General features: G+C 60.0%; 11 protein-coding genes. 5 read left to right on the top strand and 6 right to left on the bottom strand.

What is annotated here, in order from left to right; translation table 11 throughout:
• Positions 1 to 270: 270 nt before the first annotated feature.
• The gene (locus ACVWXW_RS07655; protein WP_414331111.1) at positions 271 to 1,224 is read right to left on the bottom strand and encodes an RluA family pseudouridine synthase; all 954 of its coding nucleotides are present in this window, start codon (positions 1,222 to 1,224) and stop codon (positions 271 to 273) included.
• Positions 1,225 to 1,561: 337 nt separating this feature from the next.
• Between ACVWXW_RS07655 and ppsA the strand changes: the two genes are divergently transcribed.
• The gene (ppsA, locus tag ACVWXW_RS07650; protein WP_457403413.1) at positions 1,562 to 4,027 is read left to right on the top strand and encodes a phosphoenolpyruvate synthase; all 2,466 of its coding nucleotides are present in this window, start codon (positions 1,562 to 1,564) and stop codon (positions 4,025 to 4,027) included.
• Between the two features lie 81 nt (positions 4,028 to 4,108).
• Complete coding sequence (locus ACVWXW_RS07645; protein ID WP_457403412.1) at positions 4,109 to 5,383, top strand: dihydrolipoamide acetyltransferase family protein; 1,275 nt, start codon at positions 4,109 to 4,111, stop codon at positions 5,381 to 5,383.
• Between the two features lie 91 nt (positions 5,384 to 5,474).
• Here the strand turns inward: ACVWXW_RS07645 and lipA are convergent, their stop codons facing one another.
• The gene (gene lipA / locus ACVWXW_RS07640) at positions 5,475 to 6,362 is read right to left on the bottom strand and encodes a lipoyl synthase (RefSeq protein ID WP_457403411.1); all 888 of its coding nucleotides are present in this window, start codon (positions 6,360 to 6,362) and stop codon (positions 5,475 to 5,477) included.
• Positions 6,363 to 6,536: 174 nt separating this feature from the next.
• Between lipA and tkt the strand changes: the two genes are divergently transcribed.
• A complete protein-coding gene (gene tkt, locus ACVWXW_RS07635; protein WP_457403410.1) occupies positions 6,537 to 8,537 on the top strand; it encodes a transketolase in 2,001 nt (666 codons plus the stop codon).
• A gap of 407 nt (positions 8,538 to 8,944) precedes the next feature.
• On the opposite strand, the gene ACVWXW_RS07630 is transcribed toward tkt, so the two are convergent.
• A complete protein-coding gene (locus tag ACVWXW_RS07630; protein WP_414351941.1) occupies positions 8,945 to 9,079 on the bottom strand; it encodes a hypothetical protein in 135 nt (44 codons plus the stop codon).
• A gap of 178 nt (positions 9,080 to 9,257) precedes the next feature.
• Between ACVWXW_RS07630 and ACVWXW_RS07625 the strand changes: the two genes are divergently transcribed.
• Together ACVWXW_RS07625 and ACVWXW_RS07620 are read left to right on the top strand one after the other, a co-directional pair.
• Positions 9,258 to 9,743 (top strand): hypothetical protein, encoded by a 486-nt coding sequence (locus tag ACVWXW_RS07625; protein ID WP_457403408.1) that lies wholly within the window; start codon positions 9,258 to 9,260, stop codon positions 9,741 to 9,743.
• 339 nt (positions 9,744 to 10,082) lie between these two features.
• Positions 10,083 to 11,132: a hypothetical protein gene (locus tag ACVWXW_RS07620; RefSeq protein ID WP_414344338.1), complete on the top strand. Its 1,050-nt coding sequence runs from the start codon at positions 10,083 to 10,085 to the stop codon at positions 11,130 to 11,132.
• Between the two features lie 81 nt (positions 11,133 to 11,213).
• On the opposite strand, the gene ACVWXW_RS07615 is transcribed toward ACVWXW_RS07620, so the two are convergent.
• Genes ACVWXW_RS07615 through ACVWXW_RS07605 form a run of 3 tightly spaced genes read right to left on the bottom strand, consistent with a single transcriptional unit; the run spans position 11,214 to position 13,997 of the window.
• Entirely contained in the window at positions 11,214 to 11,501 is a 288-nt protein-coding gene (locus ACVWXW_RS07615; protein WP_457403406.1) for a hypothetical protein, read from the bottom strand.
• 27 nt (positions 11,502 to 11,528) lie between these two features.
• Entirely contained in the window at positions 11,529 to 12,146 is a 618-nt protein-coding gene (locus ACVWXW_RS07610; RefSeq protein ID WP_457388587.1) for a hypothetical protein, read from the bottom strand.
• A gap of 21 nt (positions 12,147 to 12,167) precedes the next feature.
• A complete protein-coding gene (locus ACVWXW_RS07605; protein WP_457403405.1) occupies positions 12,168 to 13,997 on the bottom strand; it encodes a proline--tRNA ligase in 1,830 nt (609 codons plus the stop codon).
• Positions 13,998 to 14,074 lie beyond the last annotated feature (77 nt).

Here is a 14,074-nt window from a genome sequence, read left to right as displayed (position 1 = left end):
TCTACTATATCCCTCTCAATGACTTTTGCCAAACCGCCTAAAGCTCAGTAAATTCAGCAAAGTTCAGGGTTTTGGGGGTTAGAGGCATGCTCTGCCGCTCACCCCCACGGGTGTGGGGACAACTGGGCATACTCGTTTCAAACAAGATGAAGACCCTTCGCCGCTGACCCTCACCCCTTGCGGGCGAGGGGAGCTGGGGATCAACCAACCAGCTGTTCCACAGCCGTTTGCAATGACCAGGCAAAGCAAGGGGGAAACCCCAGAGGCTGCCTAGCCCGCCTGGCTGCGCAACTGCCGCAAGAGCCGCTCAAACTCTTCCGGCAGGGGAGCGGTAAACTGCAGCGGCTGGCCTGTGCGCGGGTGAACAAAGGAGAGCTTCCAGGCATGGAGAGCTTGGCCGCCCAGCTTAACAGGGCTGGTTTTGCTCTGGGTGTAGAGGGGATCCCCGACAATGGGTAGGCGCATGTGGGCAGCATGCACCCGAATTTGATGGGTGCGCCCGGTCTCCAGCTCAAACTGCATCAGGGTGTAGTTGCCCAGCCGCTCCAACACTTGCCAGTGGGTTACCGCCACTCGCCCTTGGCCAGGGGTCAGGACGGCCATTTTCTGCCGATCCACCGGGTGCCTCCCAATGGGGGCAGAGACGGTGCCTTGGCTTTGGGCCGGCCGGCCAAACACCACCCCCAAGTAGATGCGCCGGGCGGTTTTGGCCTGGATCTGGGCTTGTAGGTGCTGGTGGGCCTGATCGTGTTTGGCAATCACCAGGGCACCAGTGGTGTCTTTGTCAAGGCGATGGACAATACCTGGACGCAGCTCGCCGTTGATGCCTGAAAGATGGGGGCAGTGGGCCAGCAGGGCGTGCACCAGGGTGCCACTGGCGTGGCCGGGGGCGGGGTGCACCACCAAACCGCGGGGCTTGTTGATCACAAGCAAATCGTCATCTTCGTAAAGAATGTCCAAGGGGATCGGCTCCGGCTGCAGGGCAGTCGGGGTGGCTGGCGGGATCCGCACCTCGACTTCATCCCCAGCTTGCAGGGGGCGATCCTTATCCCGGCAGGGCTGCCCATTGAGCCAAACCTGGCCCTGGCGGATAAGCTGCTGCAGGCGCGACCGCGACAGCTCCGGCAGTTGCTCTGCCAATCCTCGATCCAGCCGCAAGCCCTGCTGTTTTTCCGTCACCCTGATCTGGCGAATGTCTGCTGCAGCCTCCTTGTGGCCCTCCATGCCGTTGTTGCCCAAATCGCCTTCTTTGACCATTGTGGCAGCCCGGCTACTTTTGCACTGAGTAAAAAAGGTCGAAGATTTGCAGCAACTTCCACAGGCAGGTGGTGGGGGGATCTGCCTTGTCTCATCGCCTTCTAAGCCTTCTTGGGGGGATCCCTGGGCAATTTTAAGGGGCAGAAAATCCTGACTAGAGTGAGGCTATGGCCCACCAAGAATGAGTTGGGCCGAGTGTTGGCATAGGAGAGCCGGGAGCGATCCCAAGCCGACAACACAGCACACCCCAGCAATTGGCGTTGGCTCAATGGATCGCTCAATGGATCTAAGAAGGAGGTAAGGCATGTCGGATGGAGCAACCAGGGGATCCCAGCTTCAGCAACCCTCTCAACCCCAGCTTGGCTCAGAGCCGCCTTTGGTCTTGCCCCTGACGGAGGTGGGGCTGCGGGACGTTGCCCAGGTGGGCGGGAAAAACGCCTCCTTGGGAGAAATGCTGCAGCAGCTCACCTCAAAGGGAATCCAGGTGCCGACAGGATTTGCCACCACCGCCCATGCGTATCGCCAGTTCATCGCCTCTGCGGGCCTAGAGGAGAAGTTGCAGGAGATCTTCAAAGACTTAGACATTGAGAATGTCCAAAATTTGCGCGAGCGGGGCAAGGCTGCCCGCACCTTGATCTTGCAAACTCCCTTCCCCCCTCAGCTAGAGCAGGCCATCGCCGAAGCCTACCAAAAGCTGTGCGAGCGCTACGGCCCCGACACCGATGTGGCGGTGCGCTCCAGTGCCACGGCAGAAGACTTGCCGGATGCCAGCTTTGCCGGCCAGCAGGAGACCTACCTGAACGTGCGTGGAGTGCGGGCAGTGCTCAATGCCTGTCACCACTGTTTTGCCAGCTTGTTTACCGACCGGGCCATCTCCTACCGCCAAATCAAGGGCTTTGACCACTTTCAAGTGGCCCTTTCGGTGGGGGTGCAGAAGATGGTGCGCTCCGACCTGGCCTGTTCGGGGGTGATGTTCTCCATCGACCCGGAAACCGGCTTCAAAGACGCAGTGCTGATCACCGCCGCCTATGGTCTGGGGGAAAACGTGGTGCAAGGGATCGTCAACCCCGATGAGTACGTGGTCTTCAAACCCACCCTCAAGCAGGGACTGCGCCCCATCCTCTCCCGCAAGCTGGGCAGCAAGGCCCTGAAGCTGGTCTACGACGAGGGGGGATCCCGTTCCACCAAAAACGTGGCTGTCCCCGAAAGCCTGCGCAAGCAATATGCCCTCAAGGACGAGGAAGTCCTGGAGCTGGCTCGCTGGGCCTGCCTGATCGAAGAGCACTACTCGGCGCTGCGGGGCCGCTTCACCCCCATGGACATCGAGTGGGCCAAAGATGGGATCACCGGCGAGCTGTTTATCGTCCAGGCCCGCCCCGAAACGGTGCAGTCGCAAAAAGGGGCCAACCAGCTGACCACCTATCGCTTCACCCAGCCTGGGGCGCAGCCCGAGCCTCTGGTGCGGGGGCGGGCGGTGGGCGAGGCCATTGGCCAGGGCACAGCCCGCGTCATTTTGGATGTGCGCCGCTCGGATCAGTTTCAGGCCGGCGAGGTGCTGGTGACCGAAAAAACGGATCCCGACTGGGAGCCAATCATGAAAAAGGCCAGCGCCATCGTCACCAACCAGGGGGGCAGAACTTGCCATGCGGCCATCATCGCCCGCGAGCTGGGGATCCCGGCCATTGTTGGCTGCGGCAACGCCACGCAGGTGCTCCGTTCCGGGGAGCCCATCACCGTCTCCTGCGCTGAAGGGGAAGAAGGGCGGGTCTACCCGGGCCTGTTGCCCTATGAGGTGACGGAGATCCCGCTGGAGGAGCTGCCCCGTCCCCGCACCCAACTGATGATGAATGTGGGCAACCCAGAAAAAGCCTTCGGCCTCAGCGGGATCCCTTGCGATGGCGTGGGGCTGGCGCGGCTGGAGTTCATCATTGCCAACCACATTCAAGTCCACCCGCTGGCTTTGCTCAACTACGAGCAGGCGGTGAAAGAGGAGCCGCGCCTGGCGGAGCTGACCGCCCAGTATGCCGACAAGCCTGAATACTTTGTGGATAAGCTGGCCCAAGGGGTGAGCACCATCGCCGCCGCCTTCTATCCCAAGCCGGTGATCGTGCGGCTGTCGGATTTCAAGAGCAACGAGTATGCCCACCTGTTGGGGGGATCCCGCTACGAGCCCCACGAGGAAAACCCGATGATCGGCTGGCGGGGGGCCTCCCGCTACACGGATCCCCGCTACCGTGAGGGCTTTGCCTTGGAGTGTCGGGCCATGAAACGGGTGCGGGATGAGATGGGCCTGACCAACGTCATCTTGATGATCCCCTTCTGCCGCACGCCGGAAGAGGGGCACAAGGTGCTGGAAGAGATGGCCCGCCATGGCCTGGTGCGGGGAGAAAACGGTCTGCAGGTGTACGTGATGTGTGAATTGCCCAGCAACGTCATCCTGGCCGACGCGTTTTGCCAGATCTTCGACGGCTTCTCCATCGGCTCCAACGACCTCACCCAGCTCACCCTGGGGTTAGACCGCGACTCAGCCCTGGTGGCCCATCTTTTTGACGAGCGCCACGAGGCCGTCAGGCGGATGATCGCCCAGGTAATCCAGACGGTGAAAAGCCACGGGCGCAAGATCGGCATCTGTGGCCAGGCTCCCAGCGACTACCCTGAATTTGCCCGCTTCCTGGTGCAAGCAGGGATCGATTCCATCAGCCTCAACCCCGATTCCCTGCTGAAAACCCTGCTGGTGGTGGCCGAAGCAGAAGCGGCTGGCGCCCGGTGAGCCCAAAGCCGGCCCAGAGACGTGCGCGGGGATCCCGTCTCCTGAGTTACAATCTCTTCTGCTGTGTTCCCATCCCCATTGATGATCCACGAACTCTCCATGCCGGCCCTCAGCTCCACCATGGAAACGGGCAAGATCGTCACCTGGCTTAAGAACCCCGGCGACCGCGTGGAGAAAGGAGAAAACATCCTGGTGGTGGAGTCCGACAAAGCGGACATGGACGTGGAGTCCTTCCACAGCGGCATCCTGGCCAGTATCCTGGTGCCGGCAGGGGAATCAGCCCCGGTGGGCGCCCCCATTGCCCTGATTGCCGAAAGCGAAGCGGAAGTGGCCCAAGCTCAGGAAAAAGCCAAAGCCCTCGCTGCTGGCGTTACCCCTGCGGCTCCACCTAGCGCAGACCGCGCCTCTGCAGCTCAGCCGACAAGTCCTGCCCCTGCGGCAACCCCCACCTCTACACTGCCAAATGGATCGGATGGCGCCGGATCCCAGCGGGTCGTGGCTTCCCCGCGGGCGAAAAAATTGGCGGAGAGCCTGGGGATCGATCTGCGCACCGTGCGCGGCTCTGGCCCCAATGGTCGCATCGTCGCTGAAGACGTGGAGCGAGCTGCGGCCCTTTCCGCTCCTGCAGTGGCTGCCCCCTCTGCTCCAGCCCCCGCGCCTCCAGCTCCTGTGGCTGTCCCCTTGGGAGAGACAGTTCCCCTCAGCACCCTACAAGCGGCGGTGGTGCGCAATATGAACGCCAGCCTGGGCGTGCCAGTGTTCCACGTCGGCTACACCATCACCACCGATAGCCTGGATCACCTCTACCAACAGGTGAAGCCCAAAGGAGTCACCCTGACGGCCCTCTTGGTCAAAGCGGTGGCCCTGACCCTGGAGAAGCATCCCCTTTTGAATGCCAGCTACACAGAAAACGGCATCCATTACAAATCGGATATCAACATCGCCGTGGCCGTGGCCATGGAGGATGGCGGGCTGATCACCCCTGTCCTAAAGCAAGCCAACCGGCTGGATCTGTATGAGATCTCCCGCCGCTGGAAGGATCTGGTGGAGCGGGCGCGGCGCAAGCAACTGCAGCCAGAGGAGTACACCAGCGGCACCTTCACCCTCTCCAACCTGGGCATGTTTGGGGTGGATCGCTTCGACGCCATTTTGCCCCCCAACCAGGGATCTATTTTGGCCGTTGGCGCTTCTCGCCCCACGGTAGTAGCGACACCGGAAAAAGCGATTGCCATCCGTTCCCAAATGCAGGTGAACCTCACCTGCGATCACCGTGTCATCTACGGCGCCCATGCAGCGGCCTTCCTGCAAGATCTGGCGCAGCTCATAGAGCACAAGGTGGGATCCCTGACGTTGTAGCCGCCCTGAAACCCGGCCTTGAGCCAATCTCAGAGTAGGTTTCTCCTCTCGCGCAACCCACAAGGTCGGGCAGCCGGCGAGGCCCCAGCGCTCAGGAGCTCCTCCTGGGAAAGCGCTGCATCAACTCTTGCACAGCCTCGGCATGGTAAGAGCTGCGGGTGAGAGGGGAGGACACCACCTGCAAAAAGCCCAGTTCCTCTCCCACCCGTCGCCAATGGTCGAACTCTTCGGGGGGAACGTAGCGCTCCACCGGCAGGTGTTTGGGGCTAGGCGCCAGGTATTGGCCGAGCGTGAGGATGTCACAACCCACCCGGCGCAGATCCCGCATCACCTGCAAGATCTCCTCGGCAGTTTCTCCCAGGCCCAACATCACCCCTGACTTGGTGTACAGGCCGGGATCCCATTGCCGTGCCAACTCCAACAGTTTGAGGGAGCGCTCGTAGTTCCCTTGCGGGCGTACACGGCGATAGAGGCGGGGCACCGTTTCGGTATTGTGGTTGAGCACCGTCGGTCGGGCGGCCAAGATCTGCTGCAGCGCCTGCCAGTTACCACATAGGTCTGGGATCAAGACCTCGATGGTGGTCTGGGGCATGCGGCGGCGGATTTCCGCAATGCAGGCCACAAACTGGCTGGCTCCCCCATCGGGCAGGTCGTCCCGATTCACCGACGTAATCACCGCATGGCGCAATCCCAAGCGCTCCACTGCTTCCGCCACCCGCCGGGGTTCGGTGGCATCCAGGGGCAGGGGGCGTTTGGTGAAGTCGATATCGCAGTAGGGGCAGGCGCGGGTACAGGCCGGGCCCATGATCAAAAAGGTGGCGGTGCCGTTGGCGAAGCACTCCCCCAAGTTGGGACAGGAAGCTTCTTCGCAAACCGTGTTCAGGCCCAAGTCCCGCAGCAGTTGCTGGACGGATCCCACCCGTTGAGGGGCCTTGGCCCGCAGCCAGGAGGGTTTGCTACCAGAAGAAACAACAGTCAAAGAAGCGCTCCAGCACGAAACAGCGGCGACGGTATCACTCAGCTTAGCCTGTCATTTGGCCCCCTTGAATTTGGACAAAGCCAATTTCCCGGCCCAATTGATCCCTAGCGCCTCGGAAGCAAGACCCAAAACACGGCATACTGGAAAGCAAATGTCGAGCGATAGGGATCCCACATGGTTGTTGCTGCTCCTCCCTCTCTGGAACAACTTGCCATCAATACGATTCGCTTTTTGGCGGTGGATGCTGTTCAGAAGGCCAACTCCGGCCACCCTGGCCTGCCGATGGGAGCAGCACCCATGGCCTATGTGTTGTGGCAGCAGTTCATGAAGTTCAACCCCCGCAACCCCAAGTGGGTGGATCGGGATCGCTTTGTGCTCTCGGCGGGGCATGGCTGCATGCTGCAGTACGCGCTGCTGCACCTAACCGGCTTCGATGTAAGCCTGGAGGACATTAAGCAGTTTCGCCAGTGGGGATCCAAAACCCCCGGCCACCCGGAAAACTTTGAAACTCCGGGGGTAGAGGTCACCACCGGCCCGCTGGGGCAAGGGGTGGGTAACGCGGTTGGGCTGGCGATTGCCGAGGCCCATCTGGCCGCCCGCTTCAACAAGCCCGGCCACACCATTGTGGATCACTACACCTACGTGATCTTGGGGGATGGCTGCAACATGGAGGGGGTGGCTTCCGAAGCAGCTTCTTTGGCCGGCCACCTGCAACTGGGCAAGCTGATCATGCTTTACGACAGCAACCACATCTCCATCGACGGCAGCACAGAAATCGCCTTTACGGAAGATGTGGGCAAACGCTATGAAGCCTACGGCTGGCACGTGCAAAAGGTAGACGACGGCAACCACGACCTGAAGGGGATCGCCGAGGCCATCCAAAAAGCCAAGGAAGTCACCAACAAGCCTTCTTTGATCATTGTCGAGACCACCATCGGCTACGGATCCCCCAACAAGGCCGGCAGCGAGAGCGTCCATGGGGCACCCCTAGGGCCGGAAGAGGTGAAGCTCACCAAACAAAACCTGGGTTGGCCTCTGGAGCCGGAGTTTTACATTCCCGACGAGGTGCTGGCCCACTTCCGCCAGGCCATCGAAAAAGGGGCCAAGGCCGAGGCCGAGTGGAACGAGCGCTTCGCCGCCTACGAGAAGGCTTACCCCGAAGAGGCCGCCGAGTTCAAGCGCATCATGGCCGGGGAGCTGCCGGTGGGCTGGAAAGAAGCGCTGGCCCCCATTGCCGAAACCGGCAGAGAATCCACCCGCAACCTCTCCAAGTTTTGTCTGAATGCCTTGGCCAAAGCGGTGCCGGAACTGCTGGGGGGATCCGCAGATCTCGCCCACTCCAACATGACCTATTTAAAAGGGATCCCAGAGTTTCAGGCTGGATCTTACGAGGGGCGCAACTTCCGCTTTGGGGTGCGGGAACACGGCATGGGAGCCATCGCCAACGGCATGGCGCTTCATGGAGGCCTCATCCCTTACGACGCCACCTTTTTGATCTTCACCGACTACATGCGGCCTGCCATCCGCCTATCCGCCCTCTCGCAAGTGCGGGTGCTGCACGTCATGACCCACGACTCCGTCGCCTTGGGAGAAGATGGCCCCACCCACCAGCCCATTGAGACACTGGCTTCCCTACGGGCTATCCCCAACCTCTATGTGCTGCGCCCAGCGGATGCCCGCGAAACGGTGGGATCTTACCAGGTGGCCCTAGAAGCCAAGACCACCCCTTCTGTGCTGGTGTTCACCCGGCAGGCGGTCAACCCGGTGGAAGGCACCTCCATTGAAGGCGTAGCCAAAGGGGCCTATGTGGTGGTGGATGCCCCCAATCCAGAGCTGATCTTGATCGCCACCGGCTCTGAACTGGAGCTGGCGGTGAAAGCTGCAGCCCAACTGAAGCAGGAAGGCCGGGCCGTGCGGGTGGTCTCTATGCCCTGTATGGAGCTGTTTGAGGCCCAGCCCCAGAGCTACCGCGATTCCGTTCTGCCCCCCAACGTCACCAAGCGCGTCTCCGTCGAGGCAGGCTGCACCTTCGGCTGGCACAAGTACCTGGGGTTTGAGGGGGTGGCCATTGGCATCGATCGCTTTGGCGCTTCCGCCCCCGGCCCGGTGTGTATGGAGAAGTTCGGCTTCACGGTGGAAAACGTGGTCAACACTGCCCGCCGGCTGCTGGGCTGAGGGCACTTTACCCCTTCCTCGGCGCTTTCAAGGGGCTCAGCAGGGATCCCTTCTCTGCTGGGCTTTTTTCCCTGTTGAGCCTGCTGCCCAGCGGCGTGACCCGGACAGGCGTAGCGAACCTCGCATCAACCAATCAGCAGGACTTCCAAAGCATCCGGATCTGCTTCTTTCTGTAGGGCAGCCATGGCGGAGAACGCAGTCGAGGGCGGCTTCCTGCCCCGCAGACAACACCTTTGCCTTGAGGACATCTTCAACCATGGCGGGGATGATCCTTGAAGGCAAGTTGGAAGTCGAGCAGGCTGCCACCATCGCCTTGAAATCGCCTTGAAGAAGAAACTTTGGCTTCCGCCGCCGTGCTGAGGTGCTTGTGCCGGCTGCAGACACAAACAGCTTTGCCTACTGTTTGCCTACTGTAGGAACCCCGCCAGTAAAATCACCGCGGCTCCCACGGCAGCCAAAATCGTCAGCGCCCGGCCCGCGTCGGCACTGCCCTTCCACGAGAAGTTTTTCTCCGACTTTTTCGGTTCTGCTGGCATGGCCATGCCTCCCTTTGCATTGCCAACTCTAACTTAACTTCCCCCCCACGGGATCTTAGCTGGTTGGGGCATACCCTGGAAAAAACAGCAGCCATCTGGCCCGGCCAGCCGTTTTTGGGAACAATACAAGCAGGCAAGGGATCCAACTCCCACCAGTCTGGAAGCACATCCTGAGGCGAAAGCCATGAGCTATGCAGAACGGAGCAAAAGAATGGTTTTGACGTTGGCGACTCTGCTGGGCGGCTGGGTTGGCGGAGGGTTGTTGCAGGGATCCCTCTGGGTTGCCGCTCAGCCTACCTTTCAGACAGTGCCGTTGCCGCGCCTGCCTGTGGGTGTCGATCAATTGGTTTTTGATCGCCCGGTAGCCCGCTTTAACCCCAACCTGCCGGCAGAGCTGGTGATCCGCAATCGCACCGGTCTGCCTTTGGAATACGGCTTTACCGATCCCCGCCAGAAAGTCTCGGAACTGCCTGCAGGCGAAACGTTGCGCCTGAGCAACCTGTTGATCCCCAATTGCATGGCCATCAACACGCCGATGTTGGCTCCTGTGGGCTACCAGGTGAGCGTGGATTCTTTCAACGTGATCACTGTAGAAGTGCGCCTGGTCAACGATGTCTCCGGCGATCATTGCCTCGATCTGCAAGAGACAGGGGCTATTTTTGTGAATTGAGATGAGCTGATACCCATCGATTACCCATCGAACACAAGTTAAGTCAAATCCTTCAAAGGGATCCCTTACATTCTCACCTACAGTCATCTTCTGGATTTTGCCAGGATGGACGTGGGATCCGGCACGGCAGATGGCAGTTGACTTTGCCCGGTTTTGACGCTGGGATTGAGTCTATTGGAGAGCCGATCAGAGGTTTAGGCGTATCGACAGGGGCCATCCCCTGTGACAGGATTCGAACAGGATATCGAGGCCGATGTTCTGCCGGACTCTGTTTAGCCTTTCTCTGGGCTTGTTGCCTGTGTAGTCTGTCTTTACTCTATCTTTTTCTTGGATGGTCTCATGAGCGATAACTTGTATTCCTGGTTTCCCCGGGCCTTGGTGATCGGTGCTGCGGTTGTGGGGTTGTCGAGCTTGCCTGCAAGGGCTCAGCAAATTACGGATCCCAGCCCAGCTCAAGCGGCCACCAATGTTGAACCTACCTCCCCAATCTCGGCTTCTTTTCGCAGCCAAGATGGAGTCAGCGTGCGTCCGGAAACGGTGAGGGTTTTCCTGGATGGCCAAGACGTCACTTCCCAGTCGGTGATTACCCGCGATTTCTTCACCTATCGCCCTGCCCAACCCCTGCCGCCGGGGCGTCGGGAAGTCTTGCTGGAGTTCACCAATACCCAGGGGGTGACCCGCCGCGTGACCTGGAGCTTCACCGTGGGTAGCCCTGTCCGCGCTTCCATCGACCTGGTGGATCACAATGCCGGCAGTCGCCCCTTGGCAGCCGGGGAAATCCTGCTGGTCACCGTCAAAGGTACCCCTTCCAGCCGGGTAACGGTTTACCTCATCCAGGATGGACGGCAAGTGCAAACCTTGCCGGCTCAGGAAGTTTCCAGCGGCACCTATGTAGTGAACGCCCTAATCGAGGCGAAGGATACCACCCGTGAGGGGATCGTCGTCGCCCGCCTGGAAAATGGTGGCCAAGTGCGCTTCATGACCGCCGAACAACCGGCCCGCCTGATCGAAGGGGCCACCGGGGGCATCCAGCGGCTGACCACCCAAGAGGTTTCCGCTACAGTCAGCGCCCCCGGCCCACTCTTGCCTCAGATCACCAACCTGCGGGATGGGGATCGGGTTTCCGGCTCTTCGTTTACGCTGCAGGGCACTACAGCTCCCAATGCTTCGGTGCGGGTGAATGTAACGGCTTCGACCTCTCTGGGGGGCATCATCAGCGCCCAACAGACCGTGACCAACCAAACTGTGCAGGCAGATGCCCAGGGCCGTTTCACCATCACCGTTCGACCTCCCATTCCGGCCTCTGGCACGGTGTATCAGGTGAATCTCACGGCCACTTCCGGCAACCAAACCAGCCCAACGGTAACCTTGCGCCTTACCCAGCAGTAGGGGTTCAAGGGATCCCAATCCATCCCGATAGCCTTCCCCCCACCCATCAAGGGATCTGGGCAGCCTTCCATGTCCAGCAGTTCAGACTTCCCTCTCTCCCCTGGGAGAAGGGCTGGGGGTGAAGGCTCTATCATCTTCAATTCCCAGGGATCCCTTGCCGGCTTGTAGGGGAGTTTTGGATAGAGGAGACTGCATTTGCCAGCGCCACAGGATCCCGGCCATGATCAAGGTGGGCAAAACGATCATCCCGATCACCACCGGTATTTGCTCCGGCAAGGCCAAGTAAGGGCCACCATACTTGATGGCTGTGCTGATCCCGGCAGCAGCCAGCATCAATTTTAGGGCAAACCAGACTGTTTTTCGATCCATGACTTACTTTTAATTCACGCTTTTAATTCACGATTGGCTAGGGTTGCTGACCATGGCAGTGAGAATGCCGGCAATGGTTTCCAGCTCCTCAGGTACCCGATACAGCGTTAAGTCTTGTTTGATCATCTGCTGATGGGCAAGAATTTGTCCGAACTGCCAGATAGACCCCATCGTCACTGCACCGTAGATCTGAGCCTGCTGCTCCACCTGCGCCAGGGCAATCATTTCTACAGCCATTTGCACAAAGGCCCGCGTTAGATCGTCCTTTTTGGCTTCAACCACCAGCAGGATGTTCTTCCCTCGCAATAGATAATCGAGGCTGCCCTTCAACCAATTGTTGACCATCAGGGGATACTCCAGCCGCAAAGGAACTCGACAATGGAGAGCCACTTCGGTCAGCACAGGAGCCACCAGCAATTCCCGCCGCGCTGTTTCGCTGGTGAGGCTAACCAAAGGTAACAATTGTCGGATCCGATCTTTCAGAACTGGGGTTTGAGGTGGAGCAGGGGCAACAGGCCATGTCCACTCCCCAATTTCCAGTCGATAGCCAAACTGAGCCAAGATTTCATCCGGCTCGTAGGGCATCTCAAAATAAGAGCGAAAAGTATAGGATTCGTCTTCTTTAAGAATGGAGATGTTCAGCATGGAGTTCAGGAGAAACCACGCTCAGTCTGGCACAGCTAGGGCTGCTTCAATCCGCTCTTTCAGGGTGGTCACCACTTCTTCAATGGGAATTTCCGTGGCTTGGCCGCTGGCCCGCTCGGTGAGTTCCACCTTGCCCTGTTTGAGGCTGCGCCCTGTGGTGAGGCGATAGGGGATCCCGATGAGATCTGCATCCTTGAACTTGACGCCGGCCCGCTCGTCCCGGTCATCCCAGAGGGTCTCGATGCCGGCAGCAGCGAGATCTTGCACCAGTTTTTCCGCCACGCTCATCTGCTCGGCGTCGGAGATGTTGGGCACCACCACCACTACGTGATAGGGGGCAATGGCCACGGGCCAGATGATCCCGTTGGCATCGTGGGACTGTTCCACCGCCGCCTGGGCCAAGCGGGATACCCCAATGCCATAACAGCCCATCCAGAGGGGCTGCTCGGATCCCTGTTCGTCGGTAAAGGTGGCCCGCATTGGCAGCGAGAACTTGAGGCCTAGCTGAAAGATATGGCCGATCTCGATGCCACGGGCCGTTTCCAGGATCTGGTCGGGGTTGAGCAAACACCGATCCCCCGCCTGTGCCTTGCGCACATCCACCACTTCCGGCAGGGGATATTGCTCGCCCCAGTTGGCCCCCACCACGTGCTGCCCCACCTGGTTGCCGCCGGTTACGAAGTTCTGCAGCAGGGCTGCCGTCTGGTCGGCCAAGCGCAGGATCTGGGGGGCAAGGTTTTTTTGCCGGCCCAGACAGCTATCCGGCAAGTCGGGGGCAATGTAGCCCACCGGGATGGGATCCCCCTGCCAACTGTTTTGGATCTCGGCATCGGCCAAGGCGAGCTTGAGCAATTTGCTGGCTTGGTAGCGCTCTGCCAGGCGGCTGAGGTGGTTGGCCAGTTTGACCTCATTGACTTCTTGATCCCCGCGGATGCTCAGTAGCACTGCCACCCGCAGGCCGTTGTCGTAGAGGGCTTGGTAGAGGACGTTTTTAACGATCAGGGTAGAGGAGATTTTTAGGAAAGCGGCCAGCTTCTCGATGGTTTCGGTTCCCGGCGTATCCAGAACCTGGAAGGCGGTGTAGGGAGACTCTGCCGCTGGCGGCGGGATGGAGACGGCCTTCTCCACATTGGCAGCATAGGAGCCATCGGGCGTGTAGAGAATCTCATCTTCTCCGGCAGAGGCCAGCACCATAAACTCCTGCGAGGCCGCCGATGGCCCCCCGATCGCCCCCGCATCAGCATCCACCACGCGAAACTCCAGCCCACAGCGCCTGAGGATGCGGCTATAGGCTCGGTACATATCCTGGTAGGTCTGGCGCAGGCTTTCCTCGTTGGCATGGAAGGAGTAGGCGTCTTTCATGATGAACTCCCGCCCTCGCATCAGGCCAAAGCGGGGTCGAATCTCATCCCGGAACTTGGTCTGGATCTGGTAGAGCGTCTGCGGCAACTGGCGATAGGAGCGGATGAGATCCCGGGCCAGCAAGGCGATCACCTCCTCATGGGTGGGGCCTAGGGCCTGCTCACGTCCCTGGCGATCCTTAAGGGCAAACATGATCCCTTCCGCCTGGGTGTACACCTCCCAGCGGCCCGACTCCCGCCAGATCTCTGCCGGCTGCAGCTGGGGCAAAAGACACTCCTGAGCGCCGATGGCGTTCATCTCCTCCCGGACAATCTCCGAGATCTTTTGCAGCACCCGCCAGAGGAGCGGCAGATAGGTGTAGATCCCTGGGGAGAGCCGCCGGATAAAGCAGCCCCGCAGCAGCAATTTGTGGCTGGGCAGCTCGGCCTCAACGGGATCCTCCCGCAGCGTTACAAACAGCATCTGGCTCAGTCTCTGGCTCTGTTGCATCCATTCCCCCCTCTGAGGACTCCGTCCCGCTCGCACGATCAGCTCAAATTTTCCCTCCCTGTCTGGGATCCTCTGCC

It is taken from the genome of Thermostichus sp. MS-CIW-30 (assembly GCF_054058015.1).
The sequence above is the reverse complement of the archived record's forward strand: the minus strand, read 5'-3'. Positions and strand labels throughout refer to the sequence as shown.

What these genes read in the sequence shown, in the direction of transcription:
- ACVWXW_RS07655 (WP_414331111.1), bottom strand. Translation starts at nt 1,224, where the DNA reads ATGGAGGGCCACAAGGAGGCTGCAGCAGACATTCGCCAGATCAGGGTG.
- ppsA (WP_457403413.1), top strand. Translation starts at nt 1,562, where the DNA reads ATGTCGGATGGAGCAACCAGGGGATCCCAGCTTCAGCAACCCTCTCAA.
- ACVWXW_RS07645 (WP_457403412.1), top strand. Translation starts at nt 4,109, where the DNA reads ATGATCCACGAACTCTCCATGCCGGCCCTCAGCTCCACCATGGAAACG.
- tkt (WP_457403410.1), top strand. Translation starts at nt 6,537, where the DNA reads ATGGTTGTTGCTGCTCCTCCCTCTCTGGAACAACTTGCCATCAATACG.
- ACVWXW_RS07630 (WP_414351941.1), bottom strand. Translation starts at nt 9,079, where the DNA reads ATGGCCATGCCAGCAGAACCGAAAAAGTCGGAGAAAAACTTCTCGTGG.
- ACVWXW_RS07625 (WP_457403408.1), top strand. Translation starts at nt 9,258, where the DNA reads ATGAGCTATGCAGAACGGAGCAAAAGAATGGTTTTGACGTTGGCGACT.
- ACVWXW_RS07620 (WP_414344338.1), top strand. Translation starts at nt 10,083, where the DNA reads ATGAGCGATAACTTGTATTCCTGGTTTCCCCGGGCCTTGGTGATCGGT.
- ACVWXW_RS07615 (WP_457403406.1), bottom strand. Translation starts at nt 11,501, where the DNA reads ATGGATCGAAAAACAGTCTGGTTTGCCCTAAAATTGATGCTGGCTGCT.
- ACVWXW_RS07610 (WP_457388587.1), bottom strand. Translation starts at nt 12,146, where the DNA reads ATGCTGAACATCTCCATTCTTAAAGAAGACGAATCCTATACTTTTCGC.
- ACVWXW_RS07605 (WP_457403405.1), bottom strand. Translation starts at nt 13,997, where the DNA reads ATGCAACAGAGCCAGAGACTGAGCCAGATGCTGTTTGTAACGCTGCGG.